We start from the raw sequence: 18,772 nt of genomic DNA on the forward strand, positions 1-18,772 counted from the left end.
AAATTATGGCGGAAAGGAGTCAGACCAATGAATACACTTTTATGGAAAGCGTTATTTATAAAATCACCTGTTCCTTATTTGGTGCAGGAGCTTTTTCGTGATGCAAAAGGTCAGGTACAGGACGTAAAAATTTTAGGAATCAATCAAGCTTTTTCTAAAGCTTCTGGATTACAAGCTGCATCTGTCAAGAATAAGCTGCTGACGCAAATATATAGGGTGCATACAGAACCAATACAGCAGTGGATAGAGCTTTGCAGTGAGGCTGTTTTGTGTAATAAAATTTTGCACTCTGAGATGTCGTTTGGTTTTTCTCCAACATTACAGAAGGTCTTGCTTGTCCCGTTGATTAAAGATGCTTGTGCGATGATTCTTCTCAAGCAGGAACAGACTATGTTTTCAACAATTAGTAGTGCGACAGATTTAACACAAATCAATGAAGACTTAGCAAAAGCAAACGATAAGCTTAAACTGCTGGCAATTACGGATGAATTGACGGGTTTATACAATCGTTGCTTTTTTGAGCAAAAAATAGACAACGAGATGAACTATGCAGATCTTCATAAAGAAAAATTTTCGATGATTAGTTTTGACATTGATCATTTTAAAGATATAAATGATACCTGGGGACATCCAGTTGGCGATGATGTTTTGAAACAGGCTGCTAAAATTGCGCGGGCAGCGATTCCTAATACGGCAATGTTGATTCGGTTTGGCGGCGATGAATTTATCGTCTTAATGCCGCATGCATCAATGCAAGAGGCGGCTGAAACGGCTGAACAAATTCGTGCTGCGATAGAAGGTGAGATGTTTCATGGCGTTGGAAGTATTACGGCAAGTTTTGGTGTTGCGGAACGAAAGGCAAAGGAGTCTTTCAAGTTCTGGTATAAAAGGGTAGATGAAGCTTTGTATCGTGCGAAAGAGCTAGGTCGGAATCAGGTGGCTCATTCTAGTGAAAATTCAAAGCCAATTGCATCTGTGCATATTGAATGGATAGAAGATTGGGAATGTGGTAATCTGGAAATTGATCGGCAGCATAAAAAATTATTGGAAATATCGCAAGGACTTATGACGATGACGCTGCTTACAAAACTCCAGTCGTCAAATATTTTGCAGCAATTGGATCGGTTAGTTGAACATATTGTCTACCACTTTGCTTGTGAAGAGCATCTTTTAGAAAAAATGTCATATCGAAAGGCACATGAGCATGCCTTGGTGCATAAGAAGCTGGTAAAAAAAGTTTTGGAAGTCAAGGAACATTATAGTCGGGGCGATATTAAAGCATCTGTGTTTTTTTCTTTTTTGGTCGATGATGTGGTTCTTGGTCATTTACTACGAGAGGATATTAAATTTTTCCCTTACATTCAAATGAAAAGCAAAAAAACTTAAAAATTTGAAGTATATTCTGAATAATTTGCATTCCGATTTTATTGAAAAAATAGCAGAAGAGCGTATAATAAAAATAGATGTTTTATAGATAATTAAAGGAGTGCTTTTTTTGAAGAGTGATGGTGTCAAAATTATTCTCGTGTGTCTATCTATATTATTTCTAAATATTATGTAGAGTCAAAATTGGTATAGTGGATGTTTTACAGTCTTCAGTTTGCTGCTGGCGGAGTTTTATCTTCCCCCAATTGACTCGGATTTTTATAATACAAGGTTTGTGGGGTAATGTCCATAAAGACCTTGTATTTTTTTTATAGATAATATGAAAATAAATAGAAGGAATACTCCGACGAATCTTGAAATAATAATATCATTATGCTTTGTTTTTTTAGATTACATGCTGAGAAAGAAGATCCCAGTATATAACGAGAGAGGACGCGGTTTTATGGCGGAAAATGCAATAAATGAAGCAGTTATCAAGATCAAAGTAATCGGTGTCGGCGGCGGTGGTAATAGTGTTTTACAAAGAATCGCCCAAGAACAGTTATTAAATATAGAATTGATTGGTATAAATACGGATGCGAAACAATTAGAAAAATTAAAAGCATTTAATATAAAGACGCTGCAGATTGGTGCTTCCTTAACGAAAGGTCTCGGCACTGGGGCGAAACATGAATTGGGCGAGCTTGCTGCACAAAAGAATGAAGAGCAGATCAAAGAACTATTCAATGGGGCAGATCTGGTTTTCATTACGGCTGCTATGGGCGGTGGAACGGGTACGGGTGCCGCGCCCGTTATTGCGGCGATTGCTAAAAAAATGGGTGCATTGACAATTGGTGTTGTGACTATGCCATTTTCGTTTGAAGGATCACGCAAGAAAAAAATTGCCCAGATCGGTATAGAAAAATTGCAGGAGCATATTGATGCTTTGATTTCTGTGAAAAATGATAATTTATTAAGGCTGACCGGCAGTCAAAAATTATCATTGATAGATGCATTTGCCGCAGCCGACGGTATACTCAAACAGGCCATTCGCTGCATTGTAGAATTAATTATGACAATCGGCGTCATCAATGTGGATTTTGCTGACGTGAAGTCAATTTTTCAGCAAAGTACGAGTCCTGAGGCACTGATTGGTATTGGGGAGGGGGATTCCAGTCCAATTATAGCTGTGCAGCAGGCTATTTCGAGTCCCTTGATTGAAAAGTCCTTAGAGGGGGCGCGCGGCATTATTTTGAATGTCAGTGGCGGTGATAATTTGAGCTTGTATGAAGTGAATGAGGCCACGCAATATATTTATGCACATACGCACCCGGATGTGAATATTATTTTTGGGACAGTCATTGATGATACTTTAGGTGATACGGTTCGAGCCACAATTATAGCAACAGATTTTGTGAGTGGTGGTAAAGTATTGGGCAATCAGGAGGAGCTGTTTGTGCATAAAGCTGAAACCATGGATGTGCCTAAATTTGCTTCAGTGGATTTAGCAGAGAGAATCCCGATTTTTCATCGCTCTAAAACCTAGGATCGCGTAAGCTTTCTGCCGCAGCAAGCATATTCATTTAGTTTATTTTTATGAATGGATATGCTTTTTACCTATGGTTGCAGATAATGGCTATTCATATTAAAATATATAGAACGAATAAAAAACATCGCTATCGAGAATTGCTAATGTATCAAGGTTTTGATTCGTTATATAGACACATGATTAAGTTGAAAAATAGAGGAGATTCATTTTATGTTACATAGATTTTCACGCACAGAACTTTTGCTAGGGGTAAGTGGTTTAGAAAAATTAACCCATAGTAAAGTTGCAGTATTTGGTATAGGCGGTGTTGGTTCTTTTGTTGTTGAGGGGCTTGCCCGCAGCGGGGTTGGTAATTTGGTGCTGATCGATGATGATGCGATTTGTCTAACAAATATCAATCGGCAGATTCATGCGACAAGTAAGACGGTTGGTCGGCCTAAAGTTGAAGTCATGAAGGAACGAATACTGGATATTAATCCGGATGTTGAGGTTACTACGATTCAAAAATTTTATTTGCCGGAAAATGCCAAAGAGTTTATTATGGATGATTATGACTATATTGTGGATGCGATTGATACCGTAACGGGGAAAATTGATTTAGTGGTAAAAGCACAAGAAAAAAATATTCCAATTATCAGCAGCATGGGGGCGGGAAATAAATTGGATCCTGCGGCTTTTCAGGTTGCTGATATTTACAAGACGAGTGTCTGCCCGCTGGCTAAAGTGATGCGTAAAGAATTAAAAGCGCGCCACATAAAATCATTGAAAGTGGTATATTCAAAAGAACAGCCCATTAAATCGACTGCACTAGGCGGTTGTGGCACAGAATGTATCTGCCCGCCGGGCAGTGCGCGTAATTGTGATGCGCGCCGATCTGTTCCTGGCAGTGTTTCTTTTGTACCATCGGTTGTAGGACTTATTATCGCTGGTGAAGTAATCAAAGATTTGATTGCAGAATAAAATGTGAAAGTTGGTATGGTGGGAAAATATTGTTCACACCATCCTTTTTGAACGGGGTTGAGTATTTGAAAATTTCGGTTTTGGGATGTGGCCGCTGGGCTGCTTTTTTGGCATGGTATACGGAGTCATTGGGAAATCAGGTCATGGTATGGGGTCGGGAAACATCAAAACGATACCAACAGTTACAAGATACACGTAAAAATGATTTTTTGATGCTGCCAAAGCAGGTTTCATTGAGCCATTCTCTAGAGAAAACGATTTCGTTTGGTGAAATTGTGATTATTTCTATTAGTTCGCAGTCGCTGCGATCTTTAGGCAAACAATTGCATGCATTAGGCAATATAGAGAATAAAACCTTTGTGCTTTGCATGAAAGGTTTGGAAATTGGTACAGGAGAAAGGCTATCCAGAATATTATTGGAAGAACTTGGAGCAGGTATTAAGGTGGCTGTTTGGGTGGGACCCGGACATGTACAGGATTTTATAAAAGGAATACCAAACTGCATGGTAATTGGCTCGGATGATATTGCGGTAACAAAGCAGATTGTTGATGAATTTAGCAGTAAATTGATTCGTTTTTATTATGGGACAGATTTGCTTGGCATTGAAATTGGTGCGGCAGCGAAAAATGTCGTGGGAATTGCAGCGGGGATGTTAGACGGTCTTCAATATACCAGCTTAAAAGGGGCGCTTATGGCACGGGGGACCAAAGAACTATCCAGCCTGATTGAAGCCATGGGTGGGGATCCTATGACGGTTTATGGGCTTAGTCATCTAGGCGACTATGAGGCAACCTTGTTTTCATTGCATAGCAACAACCGACGCTTTGGTGAAGACTTTGTTCGAGGTGAAGTTTCGGATACACTGGCTGAAGGTGTATACACAGTAGAAGCCTTGATGGATTTAGCAAGGATATACAAAATTGAATTGCCGATTTGTCAGGCTGTTTACAAGATCCTTAAGGGTAGTCAAGATATAAAAGGTGAACTGCTTTCTTTATTTTTACGTCCGGTTAAAGCCGAATGAGGGCTGAGATCAAGACGGTTGTATCAATGAAATTAAAATTTTCGAATTTACAAAAAAAGAAGCTGCATATTTACTATAGGGCAGCTTCTTTTTTATTCGGTTTATTGTGTGAAAAACTTTCTCGTTCAACGAGTAAGGAAGGAAAAATTGTTTTTGATGGGGCAGCAGCAAAATCACCATTGAGGATTTGTGCCAGAATCGTGACAGCCGCTGGGCATAGTACATCTAAGCGGTTATCGATACTTGTGAGTGAAGGTGTAGAACATTCAGCTAGAATTGAATTGTTAAAGCCGATGACTGGTAAAATAATTCCACGTGCCGATAGAGCTTTTTGTGCACCAACAGCGAGCAGGTCTTCTGAGGCGGTAATGGCAGAAAGTTCGATACCACTATCCAGGAGTTTCGTTGTAATGGCTTCTGCTGCTTCGAGTGTTCGCGGTATTCTTTGGATTAAGTACGGTACTTGCTTTAAATTATATTCTTGTATCCCTGCTTTGTAACCAGCCAGTTTTTGCTGTCCACTATAAGATAATGAATCATACAGATATAAAATATTATCACAGTGTTGTTTCGCCAAAAGCTCGATGGCTTTTTGCATGCCCTCTTTTTCATCACAGAGGACGCAATAAATATTTGGTACATCCAAAAGACTGTTGATTGTAATAATTGGAATTTGTTTCGTGATTTTTTCAATGTGCGAATTATCTTGTTCTTCACGAAATGGTGAGCCGATTAGGATAATGGCATCAACATGTTTATCGAGAAACAATTGCAAATATTTTTTTTTGTCTGATAATTCATTGCCAGTGCAGCCTAAAATAACATCAAGTCCGCGTTTTCTGAGATCATGTTCAACTAAAGACACGGCTTTGGCAAAAAATGCATCGGATACATCGGTGCAGAGGATACCGATCATTTTCATCGAATTTAAGCCAAGTCCACGGGCAAATGGGTTTGGTTTATAGTTGTGCTCGTTCATGGCTGCTAAGACTTTTTCACGTGTTTTAGGACTGACTTTTGTACTGCCATTTAGAACGCGTGAAACCGTAGCAATCGAAACGGCACAGGCTTTTGCTATATCGTAAATAGTCATAATTCACCTCTGGTTTTAGTATATATTTAAGTATAGCGAATTTTTATACAATAGCAATAGAAAATGTAAGATTCTTGTTTGCGCTTACATAAAAGAAGGTAATTTGATTAAAATTATAGTAAATAGTCAATAAATACTGAGCTTGAAGGAAAAGAAAGGGGTATCATATATTTATAAAAGAATGTGAAAATGAAAACTTTTAAATCAATACAAATTATGTTGACATATACATTACAAATGCTAAAATGAATTGTAAGCAATTACAAACAAGACATAAATATATATTTTACATAAATATTCATTATCATATTTCTTGTTTTATATAAGAATTAACAATGACAGAATATTTTGCGATAAAGCAATTTTGCGGCATTATTATGGTTTCAAACCTTATGAAATGAAAGATCCAAATTTAACTTAGTAAGGAGTCGATTGACTATGAAAAGTTCTGATGATTTTCGTCAACAGTTTCAAGAGCCTTCGGCAATACTATCGCTCATGAGACTCACATTTGGTTCAAGTATTATTTTAATTGCAAAAAGACGCTTGTTCGTACAACGATTGAAACAATGTACCATTGGGAGAGTGGGGATTTGTCGACAAAAAATATGTTTGGTTTTTGCTAATATCCGATTATTAAAGTAAGTCATGTAAAGTCTAGATACAAGTATATGAGTTTTTTAAGGGGATGTCTTTATGAAAAAAATGATTCGTATTCATGACAAAGATAATGTTGCTGTAGCGTTACAGGCAGTAGAACAGGGTGAAAAAATCGAGGTGGATGGTTTTAATGTTACGGCAGAAGAAGTGGTTTTGCCAGGACATAAGATGGCTTTACTGCCGATTGATGCGGGTTCACCGGTTGTCAAATATGGTTCGCCGATTGGTTTTGCCAAAAAGGATATCAGAGCTGGCCAATGGGTTCATACCCATAATGTGAAATCAGGACTGGGAGAAATTTTAGAGTATCATTATACACCTGACTTTGAAACGATAAAAAAACAAAAGTCACATACGTTTATGGGCTATAAACGTAAAAATGGCAGTGTGGGTATCCGTAATGAAGTTTGGATCGTGCCTACAGTGGGGTGTGTCAATGCGATTGCCAGATGTATTGAAACAGCAGCGCAGCAGGAATTTATGACCGATACAATTGATGGGATTTATGCTTACAGTCATCCGCATGGCTGTTCACAACTGGGGGATGACCATCATAATACACAAAAAATCTTGAGTGGTCTGATTAAACATCCAAATGCTGGCGCAGTGCTTGTTTTGGGCTTGGGGTGTGAAAATAATCAAATTGATTCGATGAAGGAAATACTGGGTGATTATGATGATAATCGTGTAAAGTTCCTGGTCTGTCAGGAACATGAAGATGAAGTTGCCACCGCACTTTCGGTGATGAAAGAACTTTGTGCATACGCGGCTTCGTTCAAACGTGAATCTTGCAGTGTAGATCAGTTGGTTATTGGTCTTAAATGCGGCGGGTCGGATGGCTTTTCGGGTATTTCGGCGAATCCGCTTGTGGGGCAGCTGTCGAATCAGATTATCGCCGAAGGCGGCACATCTATTTTGACTGAGGTGCCGGAAATGTTTGGTGCGGAAACACTTCTGATGAATCGCTGTAAAGATCAAGCCATTTTTGATAAGACTGTGCAGCTGATTAATCATTTTAAAGAATATTTTATGCATTATGGTGAAAAAATCAATGAAAATCCATCCCCAGGAAATAAAGAAGGCGGGATTACGACGTTGGAAGACAAATCGCTGGGCTGTGTCCAAAAAGGCGGCAGTGCCGTGATTGAAGATGTCCTTGGCTACGGAGAAACTCTGACCAGTAAGGGCCTTAATCTATTGCAGGCGCCAGGAAACGATTTGGTGGCAGCGAATGCTTTAGCTGCGTCCGGGGCGCATATGGTTCTTTTTACAACTGGCCGCGGAACACCATTTGCCTGTCCGGTACCAACGATCAAAATTTCCAGCAATTCAGCTTTGGCAAAGTTTAAAAAGAATTGGATTGATTTTGATGCAGGGGTGCTTTTACAAGGTGAAAAAATGACGAAGGTAGAAACGGACTTTTTTGAGTTTGTTTTACAGATCGCATCCGGCACAAAACGGGCTAAATCGGAAGCGCTTGATAAGCATGAGCTGGTAATTTTTAAAGATGGTGTAACACTCTGATTCGTTGATTGGCAGATAAATGGGGAGGAAATAGTGATGCAGTTTGAGTGGAATGAAGATTTGTATGCAAAAATTGACAATAAGGTAGATCGGGCAATGCCGGAATTTAAAGACAGAAAGATATATTGCATAACGGATGCTAAATACAAAAAGCTTATTCGAAAAATCACGGAAATTTATTTTACACATCCAGATGGTCCTTATCCGGGAACGAAAGCAGAGCTTAAAGCGGATCTTGTTTATAATCAGAAAAAGTTAAAAAAACATGCGCATATGATTTCGTATTATGGTGAAGTCATTCAGGCAGCTATTGATGAAGCAAGTGCAGCTGGGGGCGGCATTGTCGTAGTGCCGGATAATGGGCAGGACTGTTATTATACGGGTGCGATTTATCTGCGAAGTAATGTGGAGCTGCATATTGAAGAACATGCTGTGTTGAAATTTGTCCGCAATAAAACCAATGAATATTATCCTTTGCGTTACAGTCGCTGGGAAGGCGTCGAATGCATGAACTTTTCACCGTTTCTTTATTGTTATGAAGAGGAAAACATTGCAATTACCGGCAAAGGTACGCTGGATGGTGCGGCAGATGAATTTAACTGGATGCCATGGAAATTTGCCTACTTTGGTCAAACGGATCAACAGATTCAACGTGAACGTCTTTTTGAACTGGGCGAACTGGGTCGTGATACGCAAACAGAACGTATTTTCGAGGAAAATATTTCAACCCTGCGTCCGCCTTTTATTCAGCCTTATAAATCAAAAAATATATTAATCGAAGATATTAATATAATAAATTCACCATTTTGGGAAATTAATCCCGTATTATGTGAAAATATCAAGATAAGACATATTTCTATCGATACAGATTTATATAATAATGATGGCGTTGATCCTGAATCATGCCGCAATATGATTATTGAAAATTGTTCGTTTCTAACTGGTGACGACTGCATTGCCATAAAATCTGGACGTAATAATGAAGGCCGAAGGATTGCGGTGCCAACAGAAAATATTATTATCCGTAATAATCATTTTAGCAATGGTCATGGCGGGATTACGATTGGCAGTGAAATTTCGGGTGGCGTGCATGATATTTTTGCGCATGATAATTATTTTGATAGCACGGAACTTGATTATCCAATCCGTTTTAAAACCAATGCAAAACGAGGCGGATATATGGAAAATATTTACATAAAAAACAGTGTAGTGAATAAATCAAAAGTTGCTGTAGTATATGCGGATTTCTTTTATGAAGAAGGTGAAAACGGTACATTTATGCCAAGTTTGAAAAACATTACCTTATCAAATATAAAAACCGCCGCAGGTGGCAGCATTGATGCTGAAAATGCTTTGTACTTAAAAGGTTTTGCGAACTCCCCGATTGAAAATGTTACGATTGAAGATGCTGTATTGGATGGGGTTGAGAAAAAATCTGTTTTGCGTAATGTAAAGGGACTGCGCTTTAAAAATGTTTCTATCAATGGACAAAAGATAGAAGATTCTCTTATGAATGTTGACAATGGGTCTATAGTTGAGTATTTGTCATTTTAAATAATGGGTAAAATGGCTTATATTTATTGAAATGATTTTATAGTTCTATGAAAACAGTTGATAATACTATATGAAGCAAGACTATTGTCTTAGGATGATAGTCTTATTTTTGCTGTATTTAAAGCTGTATGGCAATTATTTTAATTATATGATTGAATAAAGGCTGGATTTTGTATATTATTTAAATAGGATCAATTGATTTTGTTTGAATGATTAGAAAAAAATCAGAACATGGATGGAATAAAAAATGAAACAGCATATAAAAATTCCGCCTGAAAGCATGCTGGGAAAAGGTAAATTCTTATTTGACATTTTAAAAGAAACTTGTGAAGAATATCTTTTCGCTTATGATGCAAAGGCAAATATTACAATGCTTTCACCAAAGTTAGTGCAAGAGTTTGATTTGCCAGGAGACATTTTGCCGGATATAATCAAGTCTTGGTCGCAGTTGATTCATCCTGATGACGTAGCGAATTACGTAACGAGTACGCGAGAAATTCTAGAACATAAGACGGATGAATATAAGCTGGAATATCGTATTAAAAATAGACAGCATGAATATGTATGGATGCATTGCCATGGTAAAGTGATCTGTGACTCATCTGGAGAGCGTGCCCTATTTGTTGGGACATTGTCTCGGCTGGTACGGAGAAGTCGGGCCGATATAGTAACCGGACTTTTAAATAAGTATCAGTTTGAAATAGATGTCAAAGCAGCCTTAGATAGTTTTCGGAACACAGGTGAAGGTGGATCACTGGTGATATTTGGTGTTGATAATTTTAAAATCATTAATGAAACGTATAATCGTTTTTTTGGTGATCTGGTGCTCAATCGAATTGGTCGTAAGATTGAAAATATCCTGCCCGCGGGTGTTAAACTTTATAAGCTGGATGGTGATGAGTTTGCGATTATTTATTCGAAAGCCATCAACGTGGATGTTGTGGATTTGTTTCAGTCGTTGCAACGCTATACCAATAGTCAGCATGAGCTTGATAAACGGAAATATCTTTGTACAATTTCAGCCGGTACTGTATTTTTCCCAAAAGATGGAAAAAATTATTTATCACTGCATAAACATGCTGAGGTGGCCTTGGAACTTGCAAAACAAAGCGGTAAAAACAAACTGTGCTTTTTCTCAAAAGAAACCTACAATCGATGGGTTAAATCAATTTCGCTTCGGGATGAACTAAAAGTGAGTGTTGAAAACGGCTGCAAAGAATTCGAATTATTTTTCCAGCCACAGGTTGATGCGGTTGATCGTACTTTAAAAGGTGCGGAAGCTTTGCTGCGCTGGCATAATAGCCGGGGGAAGATGGTGGCTCCCATGAATTTTATACCACTGCTGGAAGAGACGAAACTAATTATTCCAGTAGGAAAATGGGTTTTTGAAGAGGCTGTGAAGGTTTGCAAAGAGTGGCAAGAATTAGTGCCCGATATTACGATGAGCATTAATGTATCGTATGAGCAACTGAAGGATGTTACCTTCAAGGAATTTGTTCAAGACTGTATGGCTCGATACAATATAGCAGCAAAGTCGATTACATTAGAACTTACGGAGAGCTGTATTGTTTCGGATTGGGAATTTGTGAATCGAGAGTTTGATTTTTTTCGCAAACAAGGTGTTAATATCGCGATGGATGATTTTGGAACAGGCTATTCATCACTTAGTTATCTTAAAAATTTATCAACGGATATTGTGAAGATTGATCGTGAATTTGTGAAGAAAATCTTACAAAATGATTTTGATAAAATGTTGATTGAATATACGGTTAAACTATGTCATAGTGTTGGTATGACTGTTTGTATTGAAGGTGTAGAAGAGAAGGAAGAATATCAGCTCTTACTTGATCAATGCAAGGCAGATACGATTCAGGGCTATTTATTTGGTCGACCGGCACCTAAAGCGGATTTTGTCCGAAAATTTATTATTGATCAAGAAAATTTAAAAGTAAAAGTAATTTAGAGGAAGCGAGACTTATGGTAGAGAGAAAAAAAGAAGAGATGCCTGACATTACGTTATTAGGACAAAAAAATGTGCAATATGGATATGATTATGTGCCAGGGATTTTAGAAACTTTTGATAATAAACATCCGATGAATGATTATTGGGTCAAGTTTAACTGCCCTGAGTTTACAAGCCTTTGTCCGATTACAGGGCAGCCGGATTTTGCTACGATTTATATTTCATATATTCCTGAGCGAAAAATGGTGGAAAGCAAGTCACTTAAATTGTATTTGGTGAGTTTTCGAAATCATGGAGATTTTCATGAAGATGTCGTGAATATTATCATGAAAGACTTGATTAAATTAATGGACCCACGTTATATTGAGGTATGGGGTAAATTTTTGCCGCGCGGGGGCATTTCGATTGATCCGTATGCAAATTATGGAAAAATGGGAACGAAGTATGAAGCATTAGCCTGGGATCGTTTTAAACAGCATGATTTGATGGGGATGGATCGTGTAGATAACCGGTGAAATAATTTTTCTTTTACATGCCAGGATAGGGAATACATCTTTTCATTAAATAAGCTCTATAGTATAATGTTTCTATAGGAACGTGAAACATTGCTGGGGGTTTCTTGCATCATATTATGGGATGTTTGAAGAGTATGGGAGTTGGATTTTTATGAATAATTTATTGAGAAATGTATTGACCAGACGCAGCATTCATAGTTTTGATACGCGACAGATTAAGGACGAGGAACTTACAGAAATCCTGGAATCGGGTAAATTAATTTCAACTGCAGTAAAAAATCAGCCATGGCATTTTACAGTGATTCAAAATAAAAGTGTACTCAGTAAAATCAATGCCAAAAATAGTGAGGCTTTTTTGGCTTATGGGCATGATTTATTTAAAGACAGGCAAAGTGAAGAGCCTTTTAATTTTCTAAAGAATGCGCCGACCTTGCTCATTATCTCTGGTAAAAATGATATCAAATATGCGCAGGATGCCGCCAACACTGTTTTTGGCAGTATGATGCTCGCTGCTGAGAAATTTGGCATCGGTTCGTGTTGGACTCATTCACTGAAAATTTTATTTGATTCGCAGGAAGGCAAAGAAATTGTGGATGAAATTAGTCTTCCTCCGTTGTATACTCCTTTGTGTGCAGGTGTTTTTGGTTATAAAGAAGCGATTAGTTCACCTGGGGCGGTTTGTTTAAATGATGATATTGTGCACATTATCCGCTAGGGAAAATAAAGTATCATAATAAAAAAAAAACGACGTTTTCGTTAAGAAAGCGTCGTTTTTGGGGAGATAGAAGAATTATGATTCAAATCTATACCGGTACTGGCAAGGGGAAGACGACTGCTGCTATTGGTCTTACAATTCGTGCTCTTGGAGCTGATAAACGGATTTTTTTTATGCAGTTCATGAAGGGTCTGGCTTATAGTGAACAGAATATACTAAAAAATCTTTCGAAAAATCTGGTATTGAAGACAACGGGAAAACCTTTTTTTATTGCCGAGGAAGGCATGCTGTCAGAGAAACAAAAAAAGGACTGGGGTGATGAAGTGGTCATTTTCCCGGCAGGAAAACCGCCAGCTGATTATATTGCATTAATGGAAGCAGGCTTTCAAGAAGTAGTTGAAGCAGCACTGGCAAAGAAATATGACATGTTAATTCTGGATGAAATCAATGTAGCTCTTTTTTTCAAGCTTCTTTCACGTAAAGCGGTAGAGCAGTTCTTACTAATTTGTCCGCCGAAAATAGAGATTGTCATGACGGGGCGTAATGCTCCAGCATGGCTGATAGCTAGAGCCGATCTCGTTACCGAAATGCAGGAGATTAAGCATTATTATACAAAAGGGATACAGGCTCGCCTGGGGATTGAAAATTAAAAAATCATATAAAAATGAGGCGCGAATAAGAATATCGCGTCTCATTTTTACTGTATAGAAAACGCATTAAAGAAATTACATCCAGTCTATCAGTCTGCCAGAAATGGGGTTAAGGCATCGTTTGCTTCCTACGTAACGCCACGGAGGCCTAATCCCATTCCTGACGACTGCCATATCAAATGTTTAATGCCATATATAAGCTTCATTAAACATTTGATACCTGTATTTTAATGGATTTTATACTTTGCGATAACTGCTTGAATCGCACCATACGATGTATCGGGTAAAGCAGTTTTAATAGCGGATACGGCTTTTATTGAGCCGATTTTTTTGATGGCATTGAGGATATTTATTTCTGATCCTTCAGGAATAAATTGATCGAGATTGATGTTTTCTTCGGGTCTTTCAAGCGATAATCGACAAAAATGCTGGATGATTGTGTCGAGTTTTAGCTTACGGGAAGCGGCTATTTCTTCAGCCGTGAAGCCTTGTTTATATAAAGCATAAGTCTGTTCATACGTAGATATTTTTTCCTGTTTGTTCGTGGCGGTCTTTTCCTTTTTTGTTTCGGTGTTAATTTCATTGTGGCGGGGAAGCTGCAAATTGGAAACTGTTTCAGCCGATGTTTGTTCTATAATAACCCGTAAAAAAAGGTCGCCGTATTTTTCTAATTTACGTTCGCCAATCCCTTTTACTTGACGCATATCTTGTAAGGTAAGGGGAAGCTGGCTGCACATGTCCTGCAATGTAGCATCAGAAAATACAAGATAAGGTGGAACATTGTCTTTGGAAGCCAGTTCTTTACGCAGTGTACGCAGGGTTTGAAATAAAGAAGAATCAATATTGGCTTTGCGTTCTTTACTGATTTTTTGCCATACCGAGGATTGACCTTTCATGACAGCATAGGCATTTTGTGTCAATTTGACAACAGGGTATTCGCTTTCTGTTAAGGTTAAATATTGTGTGGCAGCGAGGCGCTGAATAATGAGTTTGATATCTTTTACGGTGCGTTCACTGAGAATCCCGTATGTGGAGATTGCATCAAAGTGGAATTTTAATACATTTTTATTTTGTGATCCTTTTAATACATCTGCAATCATGGTGATACCAAAACGTTCATTCATCCGATAGATACAAGAGAAAATTTTTTGGGCATCAACGGTGATGTCTACGAGTTCTGATTCATCATTACAATTGCTGCAATTATCACAAGTGTCAGGTGCTTTTGTTTCGCCAAAATACTGGACTATGAATTTACGCAAGCAGTCAGGGGTATGACAATAATCCACCATGGTTTGCAGCTTGCCAAATTCATGTGCCTTACGTTCTTCGTTTTCAGTTGAGACATCAATAAGAAATTTTTGTGTCATCGTATCTTGGGAACTAAATAGCAGGATGCATTCGCCAGGTTCACCGTCACGCCCACTGCGCCCTGCTTCTTGATAATAGGCCTCAATATTTTTTGGCATATTATAATGAATGACATAGCGCACATTTGATTTATCAATGCCCATACCAAAGGCGTTGGTCGCAACCATAACCTGGATGTTATCATAGAGATAATCATCTTGCTGGCGAGTCCGTTCCATATCGGAAATTCCGGCATGGTAATGACCGGCTTTTAATCCTTTTTGCGTCAAAAGTTCATAGATAGAGTCGACCTCTTTGCGAGTAGCCGCGTAAATGATGCCGGATTGATCGGCATGGTTTTTGACATAGTTAATAATATATTTCTTTTTATCTTCACCGCGCAATACGCTGAAATACAGATTGGGGCGATCAAAACCATTAACTTGTACGTTAGGGTGATCCAAACCCAGCAGCATAATAATATCGTCTTTTACTTCAGGGGTAGCTGTCGCTGTAAAAGCACTGATGATTGGTCGACTTTTGAGGGAATGGATAAAGGGGGTGATTTGTTGATAACTGGGCCGGAAATCATGGCCCCATTGCGAAAGACAATGCGCTTCGTCGATTGCCAGCATGCTGATTGTTATTTTATTTAAAATGGATTGGAAATAATCAGTAGAAAGGCGTTCCGGGGCTACATAAACCAGTTTGTATCTATTTTCACTGATATCGTAAAGCCGGCGGCTGACTTCGCTGCTGGCAAGGGAACTGTTAATATAGGTTGCCGGGATTCCCTGCTGAGCGAGTGCATCTACCTGATCTTTCATTAGTGAGATGAGAGGTGATACAACGAGTGTAATACCGGGCAGGATCAGGGCTGGTATCTGAAAACAAATTGATTTTCCCGCTCCGGTAGGCATGATCGCTACAGTATCTTTACCTTGCAGCAAATTGACTATAATATTTTCCTGACCGGGACGAAAGGCGTCATAACCATAGAATTTCTTTAAGATTGTAAGAGCTTGTTTAAGCATAGATGTAAAAAACATCCTTTCTATTTTATGTATATATACAAGTTACATTAAATATTATATATGGCAATCGTCAGGAAGGGGGCATACCTATATCCCATTCTTGGCAGACTGATAAGCTAGCCACAATTTTTTTTAAAATGTATTCTATAGTATCTATTTCTTTATTAGTATAGCAGAAACCTTCTAATTTGTAGCCGGATGCTTGATTTTGTATTATACTGTAAGAAAGAGTAGATAAGAGCAGAACAAATATTTTTAACAGGCAATGTAATCCGTTCAGTTTACATTGCAATTTTTATGAGTATTTCTAATAACGCTCAAAGGCGTTTCAAAGAAATACGCTTTAAAATAGTAGCGTATTGGTAATTGTAAACGGGAAGTGAAGGGGTGTAAGAAAAGATGATGAGGAAATCATGTTTAAAACGAGTCGTGCTTTTATTTGCGGGTTGTTTTTTGTGGAATATATCATTAGGTGCATGTGCAGCTTTGTCATTAGATGAAGCGGTAGCCATGGCATTGAATCAAAATCCACAAATTAAGATTGCCGCCAAAGGGGAAGAAAAAGCAGCGGCTAATCTGAATGCTGCCAAAGGGGCGAATGGATTTTCTATTTCAGCCAGCAGTAAATTTAGCATCAGTGATGGTGCTGATCAAATTTATACCAATGGAAATAGCAATGGTATTACCGCATCTATGCCGCTTTATACAGGCGGGAAAAATGAACTAAATATTGATAGCAAGAAAGATGCGATTACGACCAGTGAACTAAATACGGCGCGTACTCAAGAAAATATCGTACTTGATACGATTAAGGCATACTATGATATTCTTGAAGCAAAAAAAACAGTAGATGTGGATCAAGAATCTGTCGACAATTATCAAGCTCATCTAACGAATGTACAGCAGCTTTATGCGGCTGGCAGTAAAGCGCGGGTGGAAGTACTTCGTTCGGATGTAGAATTGTCTAATGCCAGGCAAACTTTGATCAAGGCCCAAAATTCTTATGACATTGCTGTAAGTACATTAAAAAATATAATCAAGATGGATCGCGATGAACCGCTAAGTCTTACGGATGACTTTTCGTATCGTGTTTTTGATAAAGACCTGTATAGTTGTTTGGATTATGCTATGGTAAATCGTAAAGATCTGCAAGCGGCGAAGCTTGCAGTTAGTGTAGCTGAACGGGATATTGATATCGCCGCAGCGGATAAAAAGCCGCAAGTTGACGTATCGGTTAGCACGAGCTGGGATAAACAGGTTCTGCCGAGTTCTAGTGATTATAATTATACAGCTGGTGTATCAGCAAGCTGGAATTTATTTGATAGCAACGTAACCAATTCAAATATAAAAGCAGCAAAAGTTGCGGTGGAAGAAGCAACACTTGAACTGGAAAAAGAACAAGATGATGTGGATCTTGCCGTTCGGCAGGCATACCTAAATATGAAAGAAGCTGAAAAACGTTTCACGTCTACTGCGAATGCAATAAAACAGGCCCAAGAAGACAATTATATTGCTAATGAAAAATATAAAGCTGGTGAAGGTTTAATGCTGGATATCATTGATGCGCAGCTGGCATTATCAACAGCACAACTCAACTATATAAGTGCCCAATATGATTATGCACGATATAAAGCAACGTTGGAAAATGTTATGGGATTACGTGATGGGGTGACAAAATGATGAAAAAAATAAAGTTGAAGTGGATTGTTATTCTTGTTTTGATTTTGCTTATAATAAGTGCTGGCGGGTATTATTATTATCAACAGCAGCTGGCAGCTAAAAATAGTTTGGCAGTTGAAACGGTAGCTGTTGCACGAATGAATATGAAGTCCGTGGTTTCGGCAACCGGCACTATAAAGCCAGTTCAATCAGTAGAGGTTAGTCCCAAGATTACGGCTCGTATCAAGTCGGTTCCGGTCAAAGAAAATGATTCAGTAACCGCTGGACAGACGGTAGCAATACTGGAAGATAAAGAACTCGAAACAGAAAAAGCCGAAGCGGAATATAAAGTGACAAATACAAGAGCAAAATATAAACGTATTTCTTATCTACAATCGATTGGTGCAAAGTCTGATGAGGATCTCGAAGATGCCCTATATAATTATCAGACGGCACAAAGCGCTCTGGAGGGTGTTCAATATAATATTGATGAAACGATTATTGTAGCACCGATGGATGGGATGGTAGTCGGTCAGCCAAAAACGCCAGGTACGATGGCTGTTCAGGGCAATAGCAGCCCAACTGTGATTATGCGGATTGCTGATTTGTCACAGAAACAAATCAATGCTAAAGTTGATGAAACAGATATCGGTAATATAAAAATTGGGCAAAAGGCAACTTTTACCGTAGACGCGTATAGTGGAAAAACATTCACGGGTACGGTGGCTAAAATTTCACAAACCGATACGAGTGATACTTGGGATACGGAATCAAGTAGTACAACAACCTCGTCATCTTCGACTACAGCCAGTGTAATTTATTACAGTGTTACTTTGGATGTGGATGATTCAGATAATTTATTAAAACCGGCGATGACTGCCAGAGTTGAAATTAATACAGCAGACAAAGAAAATACATTGGCTGTACCATTAACCGCATTGAAAACAAACAATAGCGGCTCGTATGTTGTTTTGGTAAAGCCAGATGGCTCAACTGAAAATAGAACGGTAACAACGGGCATTTACAGCGATGAATTTGTTGAAATTGTCGATGGGCTCGATGAGGGCGACCAGGTGTCGATCGAATATAAAGCAGGCGCAGCAACAACGACAAAAAAGTCATCAAGCCAAGGACCGCCGCCAATGTAGTAGGGGGG

General features: G+C 38.6%; 15 protein-coding genes. 13 read left to right on the plus strand and 2 right to left on the minus strand.

The window, feature by feature from the left end:
• Nucleotides 1–27: 27 nt before the first annotated feature.
• The 4 genes from F606_RS20325 to F606_RS0101295 all read left to right on the plus strand — a co-directional run bounded on the left by F606_RS20325 (nt 28) and on the right by F606_RS0101295 (nt 4,899).
• Entirely contained in the window at nt 28–1,386 is a 1,359-nt protein-coding gene (locus F606_RS20325) for a diguanylate cyclase (protein ID WP_019552048.1), read from the plus strand.
• A gap of 442 nt (nt 1,387–1,828) precedes the next feature.
• Entirely contained in the window at nt 1,829–2,911 is a 1,083-nt protein-coding gene (gene ftsZ / locus F606_RS0101285) for a cell division protein FtsZ (protein ID WP_019552049.1), read from the plus strand.
• A gap of 213 nt (nt 2,912–3,124) precedes the next feature.
• Entirely contained in the window at nt 3,125–3,874 is a 750-nt protein-coding gene (locus F606_RS0101290; protein WP_019552050.1) for a tRNA threonylcarbamoyladenosine dehydratase, read from the plus strand.
• 65 nt (nt 3,875–3,939) lie between these two features.
• Nucleotides 3,940–4,899 (plus strand): NAD(P)H-dependent glycerol-3-phosphate dehydrogenase, encoded by a 960-nt coding sequence (locus F606_RS0101295; protein WP_026329179.1) that lies wholly within the window; start codon nt 3,940–3,942, stop codon nt 4,897–4,899.
• 73 nt (nt 4,900–4,972) lie between these two features.
• Here the strand turns inward: F606_RS0101295 and F606_RS0101300 are convergent, their stop codons facing one another.
• Nucleotides 4,973–5,992 (minus strand): LacI family DNA-binding transcriptional regulator, encoded by a 1,020-nt coding sequence (locus F606_RS0101300; RefSeq protein ID WP_019552052.1) that lies wholly within the window; start codon nt 5,990–5,992, stop codon nt 4,973–4,975.
• Between the two features lie 438 nt (nt 5,993–6,430).
• On the opposite strand from F606_RS0101300, the gene F606_RS0101305 reads away from it, so the two are divergent.
• From F606_RS0101305 to F606_RS0101335, 7 genes are all read left to right on the plus strand, one after another.
• Nucleotides 6,431–6,637 carry a hypothetical protein gene (locus F606_RS0101305; RefSeq protein ID WP_019552053.1) on the plus strand — a complete coding sequence of 69 codons (207 nt, stop codon included), beginning with the start codon at nt 6,431–6,433 and terminating at the stop codon, nt 6,635–6,637.
• A gap of 51 nt (nt 6,638–6,688) precedes the next feature.
• Complete coding sequence (locus tag F606_RS0101310) at nt 6,689–8,176, plus strand: UxaA family hydrolase (protein ID WP_019552054.1); 1,488 nt, start codon at nt 6,689–6,691, stop codon at nt 8,174–8,176.
• Nucleotides 8,177–8,212: 36 nt separating this feature from the next.
• Entirely contained in the window at nt 8,213–9,730 is a 1,518-nt protein-coding gene (locus tag F606_RS0101315; protein WP_019552055.1) for a glycoside hydrolase family 28 protein, read from the plus strand.
• A 247-nt stretch (nt 9,731–9,977) separates the two neighbouring features.
• Nucleotides 9,978–11,693 carry a bifunctional diguanylate cyclase/phosphodiesterase gene (locus F606_RS0101320; RefSeq protein ID WP_019552056.1) on the plus strand — a complete coding sequence of 572 codons (1,716 nt, stop codon included), beginning with the start codon at nt 9,978–9,980 and terminating at the stop codon, nt 11,691–11,693.
• 14 nt (nt 11,694–11,707) lie between these two features.
• On the plus strand, nt 11,708–12,208 hold the full coding sequence (gene queF / locus F606_RS0101325) for a preQ(1) synthase (RefSeq protein WP_019552057.1): 501 nt from the start codon (nt 11,708–11,710) through the stop codon (nt 12,206–12,208).
• A 151-nt stretch (nt 12,209–12,359) separates the two neighbouring features.
• On the plus strand, nt 12,360–12,923 hold the full coding sequence (locus F606_RS0101330) for a nitroreductase family protein (RefSeq protein WP_019552058.1): 564 nt from the start codon (nt 12,360–12,362) through the stop codon (nt 12,921–12,923).
• Between the two features lie 77 nt (nt 12,924–13,000).
• Nucleotides 13,001–13,573 carry a cob(I)yrinic acid a,c-diamide adenosyltransferase gene (locus F606_RS0101335; RefSeq protein WP_019552059.1) on the plus strand — a complete coding sequence of 191 codons (573 nt, stop codon included), beginning with the start codon at nt 13,001–13,003 and terminating at the stop codon, nt 13,571–13,573.
• Between the two features lie 227 nt (nt 13,574–13,800).
• Here F606_RS0101335 and recQ read toward each other — a convergent pair whose 3' ends face one another.
• Entirely contained in the window at nt 13,801–15,957 is a 2,157-nt protein-coding gene (recQ, locus tag F606_RS0101340) for a DNA helicase RecQ (protein WP_019552060.1), read from the minus strand.
• Between the two features lie 399 nt (nt 15,958–16,356).
• Between recQ and F606_RS0101345 the strand changes: the two genes are divergently transcribed.
• Both F606_RS0101345 and F606_RS0101350 read left to right on the plus strand, forming a co-directional pair.
• A complete protein-coding gene (locus tag F606_RS0101345; protein ID WP_019552061.1) occupies nt 16,357–17,637 on the plus strand; it encodes a TolC family protein in 1,281 nt (426 codons plus the stop codon).
• Complete coding sequence (locus F606_RS0101350; protein WP_026329180.1) at nt 17,637–18,764, plus strand: efflux RND transporter periplasmic adaptor subunit; 1,128 nt, start codon at nt 17,637–17,639, stop codon at nt 18,762–18,764. Before F606_RS0101345 ends, F606_RS0101350 begins: the two co-directional genes overlap by 1 nt.
• Nucleotides 18,765–18,772 lie beyond the last annotated feature (8 nt).

The sequence above is a fragment of the Propionispira raffinosivorans DSM 20765 genome (assembly GCF_000381065.1).
Classification (GTDB): Bacteria; Bacillota; Negativicutes; order Selenomonadales; family Selenomonadaceae; genus Propionispira; species Propionispira raffinosivorans.

What these genes read in the sequence shown, in the direction of transcription:
- F606_RS20325 (WP_019552048.1), top strand. Translation starts at nt 28, where the DNA reads ATGAATACACTTTTATGGAAAGCGTTATTTATAAAATCACCTGTTCCT.
- ftsZ (WP_019552049.1), top strand. Translation starts at nt 1,829, where the DNA reads ATGGCGGAAAATGCAATAAATGAAGCAGTTATCAAGATCAAAGTAATC.
- F606_RS0101290 (WP_019552050.1), top strand. Translation starts at nt 3,125, where the DNA reads ATGTTACATAGATTTTCACGCACAGAACTTTTGCTAGGGGTAAGTGGT.
- F606_RS0101300 (WP_019552052.1), bottom strand. Translation starts at nt 5,992, where the DNA reads ATGACTATTTACGATATAGCAAAAGCCTGTGCCGTTTCGATTGCTACG.
- F606_RS0101305 (WP_019552053.1), top strand. Translation starts at nt 6,431, where the DNA reads ATGAAAAGTTCTGATGATTTTCGTCAACAGTTTCAAGAGCCTTCGGCA.
- F606_RS0101310 (WP_019552054.1), top strand. Translation starts at nt 6,689, where the DNA reads ATGAAAAAAATGATTCGTATTCATGACAAAGATAATGTTGCTGTAGCG.
- F606_RS0101315 (WP_019552055.1), top strand. Translation starts at nt 8,213, where the DNA reads ATGCAGTTTGAGTGGAATGAAGATTTGTATGCAAAAATTGACAATAAG.
- F606_RS0101320 (WP_019552056.1), top strand. Translation starts at nt 9,978, where the DNA reads ATGAAACAGCATATAAAAATTCCGCCTGAAAGCATGCTGGGAAAAGGT.
- queF (WP_019552057.1), top strand. Translation starts at nt 11,708, where the DNA reads ATGGTAGAGAGAAAAAAAGAAGAGATGCCTGACATTACGTTATTAGGA.
- F606_RS0101330 (WP_019552058.1), top strand. Translation starts at nt 12,360, where the DNA reads ATGAATAATTTATTGAGAAATGTATTGACCAGACGCAGCATTCATAGT.
- F606_RS0101335 (WP_019552059.1), top strand. Translation starts at nt 13,001, where the DNA reads ATGATTCAAATCTATACCGGTACTGGCAAGGGGAAGACGACTGCTGCT.
- recQ (WP_019552060.1), bottom strand. Translation starts at nt 15,957, where the DNA reads ATGCTTAAACAAGCTCTTACAATCTTAAAGAAATTCTATGGTTATGAC.
- F606_RS0101345 (WP_019552061.1), top strand. Translation starts at nt 16,357, where the DNA reads ATGATGAGGAAATCATGTTTAAAACGAGTCGTGCTTTTATTTGCGGGT.
- F606_RS0101350 (WP_026329180.1), top strand. Translation starts at nt 17,637, where the DNA reads ATGAAAAAAATAAAGTTGAAGTGGATTGTTATTCTTGTTTTGATTTTG.